The 15,240-nt window shown below is 65.2% G+C and carries 13 protein-coding genes and 1 tRNA gene; 10 read left to right on the forward strand and 4 right to left on the reverse strand.

What is annotated here, in order from left to right:
- Window positions 1-67: 67 nt before the first annotated feature.
- Window positions 68-1,402: an OmpP1/FadL family transporter gene (locus KHP60_RS08075; protein ID WP_213563398.1), complete on the forward strand. Its 1,335-nt coding sequence runs from the start codon at window positions 68-70 to the stop codon at window positions 1,400-1,402.
- 77 nt (window positions 1,403-1,479) lie between these two features.
- On the opposite strand, the gene KHP60_RS25455 is transcribed toward KHP60_RS08075, so the two are convergent.
- Entirely contained in the window at window positions 1,480-1,602 is a 123-nt protein-coding gene (locus KHP60_RS25455) for a hypothetical protein (RefSeq protein WP_283770685.1), read from the reverse strand.
- Complete coding sequence (locus tag KHP60_RS08080; protein WP_213563399.1) at window positions 1,603-3,402, reverse strand: alpha/beta hydrolase; 1,800 nt, start codon at window positions 3,400-3,402, stop codon at window positions 1,603-1,605. It abuts the gene before it with no gap.
- 111 nt (window positions 3,403-3,513) lie between these two features.
- Here KHP60_RS08080 and KHP60_RS08085 point away from each other — a divergent pair, with 111 nt between their 5' ends.
- From KHP60_RS08085 to KHP60_RS08115, 7 genes are all read left to right on the forward strand, one after another.
- On the forward strand, window positions 3,514-3,927 hold the full coding sequence (locus KHP60_RS08085; RefSeq protein WP_213563400.1) for a hypothetical protein: 414 nt from the start codon (window positions 3,514-3,516) through the stop codon (window positions 3,925-3,927).
- Between the two features lie 43 nt (window positions 3,928-3,970).
- Complete coding sequence (locus KHP60_RS08090) at window positions 3,971-5,191, forward strand: LL-diaminopimelate aminotransferase (RefSeq protein WP_213563401.1); 1,221 nt, start codon at window positions 3,971-3,973, stop codon at window positions 5,189-5,191.
- A 103-nt stretch (window positions 5,192-5,294) separates the two neighbouring features.
- Window positions 5,295-6,617 (forward strand): homoserine dehydrogenase, encoded by a 1,323-nt coding sequence (locus KHP60_RS08095; protein ID WP_213563402.1) that lies wholly within the window; start codon window positions 5,295-5,297, stop codon window positions 6,615-6,617.
- A gap of 57 nt (window positions 6,618-6,674) precedes the next feature.
- Window positions 6,675-7,673: a class II fructose-bisphosphatase gene (gene glpX / locus KHP60_RS08100; RefSeq protein ID WP_213563403.1), complete on the forward strand. Its 999-nt coding sequence runs from the start codon at window positions 6,675-6,677 to the stop codon at window positions 7,671-7,673.
- Window positions 7,674-7,917: 244 nt separating this feature from the next.
- Window positions 7,918-8,361, forward strand: coding sequence for a GNAT family N-acetyltransferase (locus KHP60_RS08105; RefSeq protein ID WP_213563404.1), 444 nt, complete (start codon window positions 7,918-7,920; stop codon window positions 8,359-8,361).
- A 202-nt stretch (window positions 8,362-8,563) separates the two neighbouring features.
- The gene (gene recJ / locus KHP60_RS08110) at window positions 8,564-10,375 is read left to right on the forward strand and encodes a single-stranded-DNA-specific exonuclease RecJ (protein ID WP_213563405.1); all 1,812 of its coding nucleotides are present in this window, start codon (window positions 8,564-8,566) and stop codon (window positions 10,373-10,375) included.
- Window positions 10,376-10,453: 78 nt separating this feature from the next.
- Window positions 10,454-10,528: transfer RNA gene (locus KHP60_RS08115), tRNA-Glu, on the forward strand.
- Between the two features lie 575 nt (window positions 10,529-11,103).
- Here the strand turns inward: KHP60_RS08115 and KHP60_RS08120 are convergent.
- The gene (locus KHP60_RS08120) at window positions 11,104-11,853 is read right to left on the reverse strand and encodes a response regulator transcription factor (protein ID WP_213563406.1); all 750 of its coding nucleotides are present in this window, start codon (window positions 11,851-11,853) and stop codon (window positions 11,104-11,106) included.
- Window positions 11,854-12,247: 394 nt separating this feature from the next.
- Here KHP60_RS08120 and KHP60_RS08125 point away from each other — a divergent pair, with 394 nt between their 5' ends.
- Both KHP60_RS08125 and KHP60_RS08130 read left to right on the forward strand, forming a co-directional pair.
- Window positions 12,248-13,666 carry a sensor histidine kinase gene (locus KHP60_RS08125; protein ID WP_213563407.1) on the forward strand — a complete coding sequence of 473 codons (1,419 nt, stop codon included), beginning with the start codon at window positions 12,248-12,250 and terminating at the stop codon, window positions 13,664-13,666.
- Window positions 13,659-14,309 carry a response regulator transcription factor gene (locus KHP60_RS08130; RefSeq protein WP_213563408.1) on the forward strand — a complete coding sequence of 217 codons (651 nt, stop codon included), beginning with the start codon at window positions 13,659-13,661 and terminating at the stop codon, window positions 14,307-14,309. Before KHP60_RS08125 ends, KHP60_RS08130 begins: the two co-directional genes overlap by 8 nt.
- Window positions 14,310-14,363: 54 nt before the next feature.
- Here KHP60_RS08130 and KHP60_RS08135 read toward each other — a convergent pair whose 3' ends face one another.
- The gene (locus tag KHP60_RS08135) at window positions 14,364-14,711 is read right to left on the reverse strand and encodes a hypothetical protein (RefSeq protein WP_213563409.1); all 348 of its coding nucleotides are present in this window, start codon (window positions 14,709-14,711) and stop codon (window positions 14,364-14,366) included.
- Window positions 14,712-15,240 lie beyond the last annotated feature (529 nt).

Genomic DNA, 15,240 nt, shown 5'->3' on the forward strand with positions numbered 1-15,240 from the left:
GCATTGGCACATTGCACCTACGGCGGGATTCTCCCGTACAAGAAAATGCCAAGGGCAGGAAAACTCCATGGGTCTTCTCTCTCGTTCTTTGTCCCTGACTGCGGTCTCCCTGACGGCTCTCATCGCTGCCCAGGGCGGTGCCCAGGCCGGTGCCTTTGCCGTCCGTGAGCAGAGCGCCACGGCGCAGGGCTACTCCTTCGCCGGTGCCGCATCGGGCTCCGGCTACCTGTCCTCCATGTTCTGGAACCCGGCCGTCATCACGATGGCGCCGGGCTGGCAGAGCGAGTGGCACGCCTCGCTGATCATTCCGCGGGTCGACATCAACCCGCTGCCGTCCGTTCCCACCTTCGCTCTGGGCGGTTCGGGCGACATCGGCCAGGACGCGATCGTTCCGGCAGGATACAGCTCCTACCAGATCAACGACATGTTCTGGGTCGGTCTGTCGAGCAGCTCGCCCTACGGACTCGTCACGGATCCGCGCCAGAACTGGTCCGGCCAGGTCTATTCGCGCTCGTCCAGGATCTTCTCGCTGAACTTCAACCCGGTCGTGGGCGTGAAAGTGAACGACTGGTTCTCCTTCGCGGTCGGCCCGTCCCTGCAGTATTTCGACATCACCCTGAAGCGTGCTGTGCCGTTCCCGGGCGCCCCGCGCGCATCTGCGGTGTTGCCCGGCGCCCCGAGCGCGATCCTCGACGGCGACGATATCGGTTTCGGCTTCACGGCCGGTGTGACGATCACCCCGTTCGCCGGGACGACCATCGGTGTCGGCTACCGTTCGCAGGTCGAGCACGAGCTCGAAGGCAACCTGTCGGCTCCCTTCGGGTCGATCGGTCCCTTCGCCAGGGTTCCGATCACCGCGAAACTCAAGACCCCCGATCAGCTCACGATCGGCTTCTCGCAGGTGATCACGCCGGCGATCACGGTTCATGCCGGCTTCGAATGGACGAACTGGAGCGTTCTCAAGACGCCTCCCGTCGTTGGCCCCGGCGGCGTGGTGGTCACCGACATTCCGCTCAACTACGACGACGGATTCTTCTACTCGCTCGGCGCGGATTATCGGCTGAACGATCAGTGGATCCTGCGCGCCGGTGTGGCATACGAGGAATCGCCGATCGACACGGAGATCCGCTCCACCCGCCTGCCTGACAACGACCGCATCTGGACCTCCATCGGTGCCAGCTATCAGTGGAACGACAGGCTGTCCTTCGACGTGGCCTATACCCATATCTTTGCGAAGGAGACGGAGATCCGCATCGTCCCGGGGCAGCAGGACTTCCCCAGTGCGGGCTTGCCCTTCGAGGCCGATGTGGACTCGGACGTGGATATCGTCTCGGCGGCGGTTCGCTACCGTTGGGATGACCCGAAGGTCGCGATCCCGGCTCCGATCGTTCGCAAATACTGAGCGATCAGGAATCAACACGCAGGAAGGCCGGCAACTCTGCCGGCCTTTCTTTTTTGGGCGCTCTCAGCCCTCACACGTCATGCCCGGCCCATGCCGGTGATGACGAAGGGGCGTGCGCCACCCTCGCCATTTATGATGGGCTTGATGCCGGTCGTGTCGATTCCGAGGACGGCATCTGTTGAAAGCCTTCCGAGCGGCATTCAGGATTTCGCCAGAACGTAGGTTCCCGGCGCGTCGCAGAGCGGTTCCAGCTTGCCGCTTCCGGGCTCTCGCGCGGATACCATCCGAGGCGCCTGAGCCTTGATCCATTCGAACCAGTAGGGCCACCAGGAGCCGGACGTCTCAGTTGCCTGCCTCATCCAATCTTCCAATTCTCCCTCGACGGGACCGCCGGTCCAGAACTGGTATTTCGGCTTGTTGGGAGAATTGACGACACCGGCGATGTGTCCGGAGCCGGCAAGCACATAATCGACCGGCCCGCCGAAGGCCTTCGAGCCGACGAACACGGATTGAGCCGGGGCGATGTGATCTTCCTTCGTCGCCAGGTTGAAGATCGGCACCTTCACCTTCTTCAGATCGAGCTTCACGCCGGCAAGTTCCATCTCGCCCTTGGCGAGCTTGTTCTCGAGGTAGCAGTTGCGCAGGTAGAAGGCGTGGTTCGCCGCCGGCATGCGGGTCGAGTCCGCATTCCAGTAGAGCAGGTCGAACGGGAAGGGCGACTGGCCTTTCATGTAGACATTGACCACGTAGGGCCAGATCAGATCATTGGGCCGCAGCATGTTGAAGGCATTGGCCATGCGCGAGCCTTCGAGATAACCGCGCTTCTTCATGGCGGCCTCGAGGCTGCGGACCTCCTCTTCGCCGGCGAAGATCTTCAAATCGCCCGCATGGGTGAAATCCACCTGGGCGGTGAAGAAGGTGGCGCTGTCGATCCGCTTGTCGCGCTTGGCCGCCATGTAGGCGAGGGTGGTGGCCAGCAGCGTTCCGCCGACGCAGTAGCCGATGGCCGTGACCTTCTTCTCGCCCGTTGCCTGCTCGATCGCATCCAGCGCGGCGAAGATGCCGTCCACCATGTAGTGCTCGAAGCCCTTCTCGGCATGCTGTTCCGCCGGATTGACCCAGGAGATGCAGAAGACGGTCAGTCCCTGCGAGACCGCCCAGCGGATGAAGCTCTTCTCCGGGTTGAGATCGAGGATGTAGAACTTGTTGATCCAGGGCGGCACGATCAGCAGCGGCCGCTTGAGCACCTTCGCGGTCGTCGGGGCGTACTGGATCAGCTCGATGAGATCGTTGCGGAAGATCACCTTGCCCGGCGTGGTGGCGATGTTGACGCCGACCTTGAAGTTGCTCGGGTCGGATTGACGGATCTTCAGCTCGCCCCCGCCGGCTTCGATGTCTTCAGCGAGCATGGTCATGCCGCGCACGAGATTGGCGCCGTTCTCTCGGAGTGTCTCGCGGATCAGCTCCGGGTTGGTCAGGAGAAAGTTGGAGGGTGAAAGCGCGCTGGAGAGCTGCTTGAGGTAGAACTGAGCTTTATGCCGGGTCCGCTCGTCGAGACCTTCCGCGTTCTCCACGAGATCCTCCGCCCAGCGGGAGGAGATGAGATAGGCCTGCTTCAGGAAATCGAAGATCGGGTTCTCGGACCATTCTGGGTCCTTGAAGCGGTTGTCCTTCGGCTCCGGCTCCGCCACCGGCTCGGCGGGCTCGCCCTGGGCACGTTTCAGGGTTGAGGCCCAGAGGGACAGGAACTGGGTTCCGAGGCGGGACTGGGCCTCGAAGCTCCTCTGCGGATCGCTCATCCAGATCTCGGCCACCCGACCGAGCGATTTGACCGCCTCGGAAGCATCGCCCCCGGCGGGGGGCTGGCCCTCCTGGACCGGCCTGAGGTAGGCCGCCGCCGCCTTGCTCGCTCCCTCGATGAAGCGCGCGGTATTGCGGGAGAGTTCCTCGAAGTCCGGAACCGGGCTTTGAGTCTTCTCTTCACCGTATGGCTTGTCCATAAGGCGATCTCCCTCTATCGCAGCAGCATTGCTCGCAAGCCGCATTTCCGACATCTTAGCGTTCGAGCTGTCTGATATGCCAGAGTCATGTTGCAGGTCTTAGGTATCACAATGCGTACGAAGCCTCTTTCGATCCGCCGCATCTCGGTCGTTGGCCTGACGATGCTCGCCGCTGCCGGCGTTTCCGGCTGCAATGGCAGCTTCAATCCCGTCCGGGATGTGGCAACGGCCGTGGGGGCCGGGCCGGAGGTGGCCGCGACTCCGGACTTCGTCGCCCGCTCCCGTCCCGCCAATCTGGAATACATGCCGATCGGAACGCCGACGGTAGAACGCCCGACGCCGGCGCGCACGGCGGACGAGATCAAGGCGGCCGAGGCGGAGCTCGATGCCCTGCGCTCCCGGAACGAGGCTGCGGGAGCGGCGGCTGCGGAGCTCGGTAAGACGCCGCCGCCGGAGCCGGTCAGGCTTCCTGCCAACACGTCGCAGCAGCCGCGCCAGAAGACGAATTCCAAGAGAACGCCTTAGAACCTATACCGGAATCATGTGATTCCGCTCGAGGACGAGACCTATGCCTGATTTTTACCGGATTAAGCGCCTCCCTCCTTATGTCTTCGAGCAGGTCAACCGCATCAAGGCCGCCGCCCGTGCCAATGGAGCGGACATCATTGACCTCGGGATGGGCAATCCGGACCTTCAGGCCCCCCAGCACGTCATCGACAAGCTCGTCGAGACCGTCGGCAAGCCGCGCACGGACCGCTATTCGGCTTCCAAGGGGATCGGTGGCCTGCGCCGGGCCCAGGCCGGATACTACGAGCGCCGCTTCGGCGTGAAGCTCAACCCCGATACGCAGGTGGTGGCGACGCTCGGCTCCAAGGAAGGCTTCGCCAACATGGCCCAGGCGATCACCGAGCCGGGCGACGTGATTCTGGTGCCGAACCCGAGCTACCCGATCCACGCCTTCGGCTTCCTGATGGCGGGCGGCGTCATCCGCTCGGTTCCGGCCGAGCCGACCCCTGAGTTCTTCGTCGCGGCCGAGCGCGCCGTCGCCCATTCCATTCCGAAGCCGGTGGCACTCGTCGTCTGCTATCCGTCGAACCCGACCGCCTATGTGGCTTCCCTCGACTTCTACCGGGATCTCGTGGCCTTCGCGAAGAAGCATGAGCTGATCCTGCTGTCGGATCTGGCCTATTCGGAAGTCTATTTCGACGAATCGAACCCGCCGCCGTCCATCCTTCAGGTGCCGGGCGCCATCGACGTGGCGGTGGAATTCACCTCCATGTCCAAGACCTTCTCCATGGCCGGCTGGCGCATCGGCTTCGCGGTCGGCAACGAGCGCCTGCTGGCGGCTCTGGCCCGGGTGAAGTCCTATCTGGATTACGGCGCCTTCACGCCGGTCCAGGTCGCCGCCACCGCCGCCCTCAATGGCCCGGACGAGTGCATCCGTGAGATGCGCGCCACCTATAAGCGCCGCCGCGACGTGATGGTCGATTCCTTCGCCAAGGCCGGCTGGACCGTGCCCGTACCCACCGCCTCCATGTTCGCCTGGGTCCAGATCCCGGAGAAGTTCCGCTCCATGGGCAGCCTCGAATTCTCGAAGCTTCTGGTGGAGAAGGCCGACGTAGCAGTTGCCCCCGGCATCGGCTTCGGCGAGCACGGCGACGACTATGTCCGCATCGCGCTTGTGGAAAACGAGCAGCGCATCCGCCAGGCCGCGCGCAACATCCGCAAGTTCTTCGACAATGCGGATCAGACGCTCCACAATGTGGTCCCGATGGTGCGCCGGGTCTGACCTCCTCGGCGGGAAGGGCGCCTCATCGGAATTTCGCGTCCGCATGGACAGGACACCTTGGCGGTCGTAAAAGCAGCCCGAGATTTTCAAGGAGCTGTTGTTCGTGACACGTCCCCTTCGGGTCGGCATTGCCGGCCTCGGCACCGTCGGCGCATCGGTCATTCGCATTCTCGACCGCCAGAACGAGGCCGTCGCCCAGCGCGGCGGGCGGCCGGTTGAAGTCGTGGCCGTTTCGGCTCGCGACAGGGCGAAGGACCGGGGTTTCGATCTCTCGCGCTTCACCTGGTTCGACAGCCCGGTGGAACTGGCGCGCGCAGCCGATCTGGATTGCGTGGTCGAACTGGTCGGCGGTGCGGACGGGGCTGCTCTCGACACGGTGCGGGCGGCCCTTTCACTCGGCAAGCACGTGGTCACGGCCAACAAGGCGCTGCTGGCCAAGCACGGCCTCGAACTGGCGAAACTGGCCGAGGAGAAGGGCGTGTCCCTGGCCTTCGAGGCCTCCGTTGCGGGCGGCATCCCGATCATCAAGACCCTGCGCGAGGCTCTGCCGGCCAATCGGATCTCGCGCCTTTACGGTATCCTCAACGGCACCTGCAATTACATCCTCTCGCGGATGGAGCTGGAGGGGCTCACCTTCGCGGAATGCCTGAAGGACGCTCAGCGCCTCGGCTATGCGGAGGCCGACCCGACCTTCGACGTCGAGGGCTTCGATACGGCCCATAAGCTCGCCATCCTGACGAGCCTTGCCTTCGGGACCGAGATCGACGCGGATGCGATCTATGTGGAGGGCATTTCCTCCATCACGCCCCTCGACCTTGCCATGGCCAAGGAACTGGGCTTCCGCATCAAGCTCCTCGGCGTCGCCGAACGCACCAAGACCGGCATCGAGCAGCGCGTCCACCCGACCATGGTGCCCCGGACGTCGTCGATCGCCCAGGTCATGGGCGTCACGAATGCCGTCACCATCGACGCCGATGCGGTAAGAGAGCTGACGCTCATCGGGCCCGGGGCCGGGGGCGATGCCACGGCCTCCGCGGTCGTTGCCGATATCGCCGATGTGGCGACCGGCACCGTGCAGCCGCTCTTCGGCTCCCCGACGGATCGCCTGGAGAAGGCGCCTCGCGCCCCCATGCAGCGCCACGAGGGCGGCTATTACGTTCGCCTGACGGTCCACGACCGACCGGGTGTGGCCGCCGGTGTGGCGACCCGCATGGCCGAAGCCGACATCTCGCTGGAGAGCATCCTGCAGAAGCGCTCGGAGATCGCCGCCACCAAGGACCCGCATGGGCGTTCGGGTGCGCCGGTCTCGCTGGTGCTCATCACGTACGCGGCCACCGAAGCGTCGATCCGCTCGGCTCTGGAAAAAATCTCGGGGGATGGTCTTATCGCCGAACCGCCCCAAGTCATTCGCATCGAACGCGAATAAACCCACGACCGGGCCTCTCGGGGCCCCACACGATCGCAAGAGGGAGACGACACGTCCATGTCGCAAGGCATTACCGTCCAACCGGGCCAAATCATCGAGCGCATCCTGACCCTGGAGCTCGTCCGCGTCACCGAACGCGCGGCTGTCGCCTCCGCCAGGCTGCGTGGCCGCGGCAATGAAAAGGCCGCCGACCAGGCCGCCGTGGACGCTATGCGTCGTGAGCTGAACAAGCTTCCCATCGACGGCACGGTCGTGATCGGCGAAGGCGAACGCGACGAGGCGCCGATGCTCTTCATCGGCGAGAGAGTCGGCAACAAGCAGGGCCCGAAGGTCGACATCGCCGTGGATCCGCTCGAAGGCACGACCCTTTGCGCCAAGGACATGCCGGGCTCCATCGCCGTCATGGCCATGGCCGAGGCCGGAACCCTGCTGGCGGCTCCCGACGTCTACATGCACAAGATCGCGGTCGGGCCCGGCTATCCCGCCGGCGTCGTCGATCTTGACGCCAGCCCTGAGGAAAACCTGCACAACCTCGCCAAGGCGAAGGGCGTGAAGGTGAACGAGCTTACCGCCCTCGTGCTCGACCGCCCGCGCCATGCGGACCTGATCGCGGCGATCCGCAAGACCGGCGCAGGTGTCCGCCTGATTTCGGACGGCGACGTGGCCGGTGTGATCTTCACGACCAAGCCGGCGGAAACCGGCATCGACATCTATCTCGGAATCGGCGCTGCGCCTGAGGGCGTGCTGGCGGCCGGTGCGCTGCGTTGCATCGGCGGCCAGATGCAGGCCCGCCTGATCCTCGACACGGAGGAAAAGCGCTCCCGTGCCCTGCAGATGGGCGTAACCGATCCCAACAAGAAGTACGACATGACGGATCTCGCCCGTGGCGACGTGATCGTGGCGGCGACCGGCGTGACTGACAGCGCGCTCACCCGAGGCGTCCACTTCGGCCAGGAGGTGATCACCACCGAGACGGTGGTCTACCGCTCCGCGACCGGCACCGTCCGCCGCATCTACGGCGAGCACCGGGAACTGGCGAAGTTCCACCTGGATTAAGTCGGTCCAGGGACGGAGCGCAATCCACATGCATCATGGCCGGGCTCGCCCGGCCATTTGCGTTTTGACCTGCTCTCGCCTCATCCTGACGGTCTGATTCACAATGGCGTCCTTCGACGTCATGGCCGGCCTTGTGCCGGCCATCCCGATGCGGTGAGGCGCGGCGCTTCTCTTCATTGGGATCACCGGCACGAGGCCGGTGATGACGTCAGAGGGACGACGTTTTTCAAAGTGGGAAGCAAATATGCTTCAGATCCGCCCCTTTACCGCTGACGACCGGAATGCCTGGGAGCCCCTCTGGCAGGGTTATCTGACGTTCTACAAGTCATCCGTGCCGCCCGAGGTCACGGAGACCACTTGGCGTCGGTTCCTCGATCCCGCGGAGCCCATGCATGGCCTCGCGGCCGTTCTCGACGGCAGGATCGTCGGCATTGTTCATTTCATCTATCACCGCTCCACCTGGACCACGGCGGATTACTGCTACCTGCAGGATCTGTTCACCGCCGAGGAGGCGAGGGGGCAGGGCGTGGCGCGCGCCCTGATCGAGACCGTCTACGAGAAGGCGAAAGCCCACGGCGCGAGCAGGGTCTATTGGCTGACTCATGAGACAAACACGACGGCCCAGGCCCTCTACGACAAGGTCGCCGCCCGCAGCGGCTTCATTCAGTATCGCCATCTGTTCGGCTGATGCCGCGGTCATTCCGGCGGTCGATGGGCCGCGAATGACACCCTCCTCCGTCATCACCGGCCTTGCGCCGGTGATCCCGATACGAAGACGCGGCGTTTCACAGGATCGGGATGGCCGCGACAAGCCCGGCCATGACGAGGCCGAAGCAGCTCACCAGCATCCCAGGATGCTTTGACCACAATTCGCGGATAAGACTGCTGCCGTGACCGAATCATCTCCTCTTCTCCTGCCGAAGCCCTTCCTGGGCGTCACCCAATCCGCCCTCGGGCGCACCTGGGTCGAGCGCTGCGATGCCGCCCAGGGGACGATCGCGCTCGCCATCGCGCAGACCCACGGCCTTCCGGACGTGCTGTCCCGTGTCCTGGCCGGACGTGGTGTCGGGATCCATGACGCCGAGGGCTTCCTGAACCCGCGCCTGCGGGATCTCATGCCGGATCCGCACGGGCTCACCGATATGGAGGCTGCGGCCTCCCGGCTGGGCGATGCGGTGATGCGCAACGAGAAGGTGGCGATCTTCGGGGATTATGACGTCGATGGGGCCTGCAGCGCAGCGCTCCTCGCCGAGTATCTTCGCGCCTGCGGGTTGGACTATGCCATCCACATCCCCGACCGTATCACGGAGGGCTACGGCCCGAATGTCGATGCCATCCGGGCGCTGAAGGAGCAGGGCGCCGACATCCTCGTCACGGTCGATTGCGGGACCGCGAGCATCGAGCCCTTGGCCGAAGCCAAGCGCCTCGGCCTCGATCCCATCGTTCTCGATCACCACCAGGCGCCGGAGCAGCTCCCGGAGGCGCTCGCCATCGTGAACCCGAACCGGCAGGACGACCTGTCGGGGCTCGGTCATCTCTGCGCGGCCGGTGTGGTGTTCCTGTTCCTGGTCGCCCTCAACCGGACCTTGCGTTCCCGCGGCTTCTTCCAGGGACGACCCGAGCCCGACCTCATGGGGAGCCTCGATCTCGTCGCACTGGCGACCGTTGCCGACGTGGTTCCGCTCATCGGACTCAACCGGGCGTTCGTGCGCCAGGGACTGGCCATCATGAAGAGCCGCCGCCGGGTCGGGCTGGCGGCGCTTCTCGATACGGCAGGCCTCGCCGGAGCTCCGGAAAGCTGGCATCTCGGTTATCTGGTCGGACCACGCATCAACGCCGGCGGCCGGATCGGCGACGCGGCCCTGGGTTCGCGCCTTCTGCTGACGGATGATCCCGTGCAGGCCGGTCGGCTCGCGGCCGAGCTCGATCGGCTCAACCGGGAGCGCCAGGCCATCGAGGTTGTAGCCGTCGCCGAAGCCGAGGCTCAGGCGATGATGGCGCTGGAGCGCATGCCGGACCTGCCCGTTCTCGTGACCGCCTCGGCCGAGTGGCACCCGGGCGTCGTCGGCCTGATCTCCGCCCGCACCAAGGAGCGGTTCCGCCGTCCGGCCTTCGCCTTCACCCTCAATGCCGACGGCACGGCGACCGGTTCTGGCCGTTCGGTGCCCGGCGTGGATCTGGGGTTTGCAGTGCGCGCAGCCGTCGAGGCGGGGCTCGCCATCAAGGGTGGCGGCCACACCATGGCGGCCGGCGTGACGATTCAGGCTGTCGATCTGGAGCGCTTCCTCGCCTTCGTCACCGAGAAGCTCACCGAACCGGTGAGCACCATGCGTCTCAGGGACGATTTCGCCGTTGACGCGACCCTCACGGCTGCCGGCGCCCAGCCTGCCGTCGTGACGGCTCTGGAGCGGGCAGGGCCGTTCGGGCAGGGCCAGCCGGAACCCGTCTTCGTCTTCCCGCAGCATCGCCTCGTCGAGGCGCGTGAGGTCGGCAGCGGCGGGCATATGCGCGTGAAGCTTCGGGGCGGGGACGGCAGCTTTATCGGCGGAATCGCCTTCCGTGCCGCCGGGCAGCCGCTCGGAAATGCCCTGTCGCAGGCCATCGGAAATCCACTCCATGTGGCCGGCACGCTCTCCATCGACCGCTGGGGCGGCAATGAAAAGGTCGAGGTCCGGATCATGGATGCGGCGAGGCCGGAATAATTCAATTCTGGTGCTTGCGATGCGTCACGAACCCATCTATAGGTTCGCCCACTTCGGCGGCACCGCCCCGAATGACCCGCGCCCTTCGTCTATCGGTTAGGACGCCAGCCTTTCACGCTGGAGAGAGGGGTTCGACTCCCCTAGGGCGCGCCACTCTAACTCACCTGTCGAAAAGCCTTGTAATATAAAGAGTTGAGAGCAGCGCGGTTTGGCTGTGGCCGCCAGAAAGTCACTATCGAACCTGCACGTGAACCCAGCAGGCTGCGGGTCCAGAGCCTGATCGTCTTAACATTAGCGAACATCCGAGATCAGGCCAAAAGAGGACCCTTATACGGTCGCGCTTAAGCGCCCGGTTTGACCCGCCGCGGACCATCCTGTGCCTGTGGTGCAGGCCTAGAGCGTCGGACCCAAAAGTCGACTTGCCCTGTTGGGATCCATTCCGATGCTCATCTTTCTGAGCTGGCGCATCGTTGGGCTCGGAAAAACAGGTCCATTTTTCACTGGCGTGGCCCTGCGGGTCGCTGACGCGGCCCTCCGGGTCTGCACGGTGCGCTAGACGGAGATCGAGACGCTATAAGCGCACGCTTCCATAACGCCCGTATAGTGAAAGCTTTCGCCGAAGGCTTTTTAGCGACGATGGGAGGAGGAGCCCTCGTGATCGGCTACACAATTGGCCTCATCGGCCTGAGCAAGGATTTCAGACTTCCCTTCTCGTCATTGCGCCGCAATCAATTGGACAGTCGGGGCGGTCGGGGACCCATCTCCCTAACGGTGAAGCTGCTGACTGCCATGGATGGCCGAGCGGCGGAGCCAAACGCGATCCCTTGCCGACCGCCCGGGCTTCGCCTGAGATCCTGCGCCGCCATCACGACCTCGACGCGGTTGCGCACATTCAGCTTCTGCATCAGGACCGTCATGTAGTGCTTGACGGTCCGCTCGGTGAGGCCCAGGTCGGAGGCGATCTCCTTGTTGGTCCGGCCCCCGAGCAGGAGATGGACGATCTGGTCCTCCCGGGCGGTCAGGCTAAGCGCCTGCATGGCGATCTTGCGCACGGACGCATTCTTCAGCGCGGCGATCGCCCCACTGGCGAAGATCTCCGACACGTAGGTGGCCCCGGCGATTACGGCCCTTGCGGCATTGACGAGCTCGCCCGTCGCGCATGACTTGGACACGTATCCCCGTGCCCCAGCCTCTAGCGCGCTCACCGCATGCTCGACGCTGGGGACCGCCGTGAAGACGATGACCCGCGTGCCCGGATGCCTGGCCGCGATCTCTGAGATCGCCGCGACGGCGTCTCCGGGGATTGCCAGGTCCAGGATCATCAGGTCGGGCCGGTGCTGTCCGGCAATCGCGAGCGCGTCTTGGGAGCTCTCGCCCCGCGCCACCACGGAGAATGTGCCTTGCGTGGCGAGCACGTGCGCCACCCCCTCGATCGTGACAGGATGGCTGTCGATCAAGGCAACTGAAATCGAATCCATGGTATGATCCCCCCGACATGGACCTGGCGGCGCCGGTTCGCGTGCCCCTCCGGTCCAAGTCTTCTTGTCTGTCCAAGAAGCATAGCCGTCAAAAGGAAAGGAGTCCGTCATCCTGAGGGGCTAGCGCAACGGCGGAAGGTACTAACCCGACGGAGGTAGACGGCGGGCTCTGAAGGCGCCCCGCACATGGCGCGGAAGGCGCGGCACCGGTTCGGGCCGTGAGGGAAACGCGATCCCGGGCGTTTCCGATCCGCCCGTGCCACGCGTCGGCCCATCATGCCCGAACGGGGTAGTCGCCTGGACCAAAGTCGGGTCCCGCGTTGGACCTTCGTCGATTGCGGGACGGCCGGTTCCAGGTATCCTCGGGCCCTCACGGCGCACATTGGGGCAGGGCATGTCGGGGTTGTCGGCACGGATGGGAGCGCGGCGTTGGGGCGCCGTCGTGAGATCCTGGAGCCTGACCCGCCAGTTCGCCGTGACGGGCGGCGCCATCATGCTGCTTGCGATGGTCGTCGAAGGGCTGTTCACCGCCGAGATCATCGCCAGGAACACGATCGACCGGAAGGCCGCGACGACCGCCCTGTTCATGGACAGCATCCTCTCGCCGCTAGCCCATCATCTCGCGGCCGGCGACGTCCTGCCCGTGAAGGAGCGGGCAGAACTGGACCGGCTGCTCGGCCGGGAGGACTTCAGGAGCCGTTTCCCCCACGTCGAGATCTGGAAAGACGGCGGGCTCGTCGCCTACTCGACGACGCCCGGACTGATCGGGCGCCGGTTCTATCCTCCCGCAGGGATGGTCGAGGCCATGCAGGGAGAGGTTTCGGCGCGCTACGCCGACTTGGAAGCCGATGAGCACGAGATCCGAGGCTTCACCTCTCGCTATCTCGAGATCTACTCCCCCATCCGGGAGCATCATACCGGACGTATTATCGCCGTCGCGGAGATCCACGAGGCGACTGAGCCGCTGGAGCGGCGGCTGTGGTGGCTGCGCCTGAAAAGCTGGCTCGCTCGGATCGGTGCCACCGGGCTGATCATGGCGGGCCTGTTCTGGATCGTTTACCGCGGCAGCCGGACCATCATGACCCAGCAGCGCCAGCTCGGCGAGCGCATGGCGGACGTCGAGCGGACGTCCCAGCACAACCGGGCCCTCAGGGAACGGGTCCAGCGGGCCTCGGGCCGCGTCTCGGAACTGACCGAGTGTTACCTGCGGGGGTTCGGTGCGGAGCTGCACGACGGTCCCGCGCAACTCGTGGGGCTGGCCGCCCTGAAGGTCGAGCACGTCCGGCGCGCCGGGACGGACGCGCAGCGGGAGGAGGAGTTGCAGGTGCTGGACTCTGTCCTCGAGGAGGCCCAGCGCGACATCCGCGCCCTGTCGAAGGGACTGATGCTGCCGGAGATCGAAGGTCTGCCGCTCGCGGAGGTCATCGGCCGGGCGGCCCGTGCGCACGAGCGGCGCACCGGCACCGCGGTTGCCGTCCGCTGCGAGTCCGTTTTCCAAGCCGTTCCGGATGCGGTCAGGATCTGCGCGTACCGCTTCGTCCAGGAAGGCCTCAACAATGCCTTCCGCCATGCCGGCGGCAACGGCCAGACCGTGGTCTGCGAGGTCGAGGACAACGTCCTGTGCCTCGCCGTGGAGGACGAAGGGGGAACGGGCATCCACCGTCCGGCCGGACCCGATTCCGGCCTGGGGCTGGTCGGGCTGCGGGAGCGGGCGGAAAGTCTGGGCGGCACGTTCCGCATCGGCAAGGCACCGGGCGGCGGGACCAGGATCGAGATGACGTTGGCTTTGGCCGGGGGAGGACAGGATGGTTGAGAGGATTCGCGTCGCCGTGGTGGATGACCATGCGATGTTCCGGGCCGGGGTGATCCAGTCGCTCGGGTTTGACGGCGGGATCGAGGTCGTGGGGGAAGGGGCCTCGGCCGCGGAGGCCGTGCAGCTCGCGAGGGAGCTTTCCCTCGATCTCATCCTGCTCGACGTCTCGATGCCCGGGAACGGGATCGAGGCCGCCCGCGAGATCCTCCGGATGCCCGAACCGCCCAAGGTCGCGATGCTGACTGTCTCTGAGGACGATAACGACGTGACGGGGGCGCTGGAAGCAGGTGCGGTCGGGTACCTTCCCAAGGGGATCCGGGCACCGGACCTGATCGCGGCCGTGCGGAGTCTCAGGGACGGCCGCAGCGTCGTGTCCCCCGACCTCGCGCTCCGCGTGCTGTCGAACAGGGTACGGGCGGAGGCGAGCCCGCTGGCAACCCTCTCGGACCAGGAGAGGCGCACGCTGCGCCTCGTCGCCAGCGGACTGAGCAACCGCGAGGTCGGCGAACGACTGGACGTGCAGGAAAAGACCGTCAAGTATCACGTGACCAACATCCTGAGGAAGCTCAAGGCCAGGAACCGGGTCGAGGCAGTTCTCATCGCTAAGCGCGCGTGGGACGATCTCGGGAACAGGGGAGTGTAAGGCGGGGTCGAAGGCGAATGCCTCCGAATCCCCAGCCGGCACTCATGATGCCCGTCAGTTCGCCAAGCGAAGGATCCTGGTGGCAAGCGTCCTGACCGCAGCCTGCGCCGCATCGGCCGCACCGTCGTCGTATTGAATTGCCGGACCGAGTTCCACGCAGGCATCCCGGTAGGTGAAGGGCTGCCCCGTGTCGGCATTGAGGAACCGTCCGTTCCCCTCGCGCCTCCGACAACTGCGGGACGTCTGCGCGTCCGGAAAGACGTTGAAGGATGGGCTCTTCGGATTCTCGAAGGCGTGGAGCGCGCCGGGATATTCCGTTATCGCGGCATCTGAGACTTCGAATCCACCGACGAGTTCGAAGTTGCAGGCCGGGTAGAACGGCAGGTCGGCGGCAATCTCCACGCCCTTCGGCCTATGCGCCGCCTGGGAGCGCTCGAGGCTCCCGTACAGGGCTCAGGGTCCGCCACGCGAGAACCCCATTACGGCGATCCGGGAAGGATCGATGCGCAGGCCGGCTGCCGACAAGACCCCAGCCGAGAGGATGCTGCCGCCGGTCCGGACGATGCCGGCGGAGGGCATCAATTCCCCGGACACCGGACCGACAGAAAGGCCACGTCCGGGATTATCCGGCCCGAATGGTCCTGGCCGTGCACTCGAAAGCCCATGCCGATGTCCCATCCCGTTTGGGGGCTCGTTTCCTGATCGTCCGTGACGCCGTGCAGTCTGCGAGAGGGGCACACTCCGTGAAGGGACTGGACCTAGGTCCAGGAGGCGCCCGGGCCCGGGTCCAGGCGCGGACCTCGACCGATGGTTAACAAATCGTTGTACCTCCATCCGATGCGGGCCGTGCGGCTCTTGGCCAATATTGTCGACGGAATTGCAGGCTGATGGGCGAGGTCGCCCCGGCCGGGACAATGCGCACACAAGACAA

Origin of the sequence: Microvirga sp. 3-52 (assembly GCF_018383585.1) — a bacterium.
In the GTDB taxonomy this organism is placed as follows: domain Bacteria; phylum Pseudomonadota; class Alphaproteobacteria; order Rhizobiales; family Beijerinckiaceae; genus Microvirga.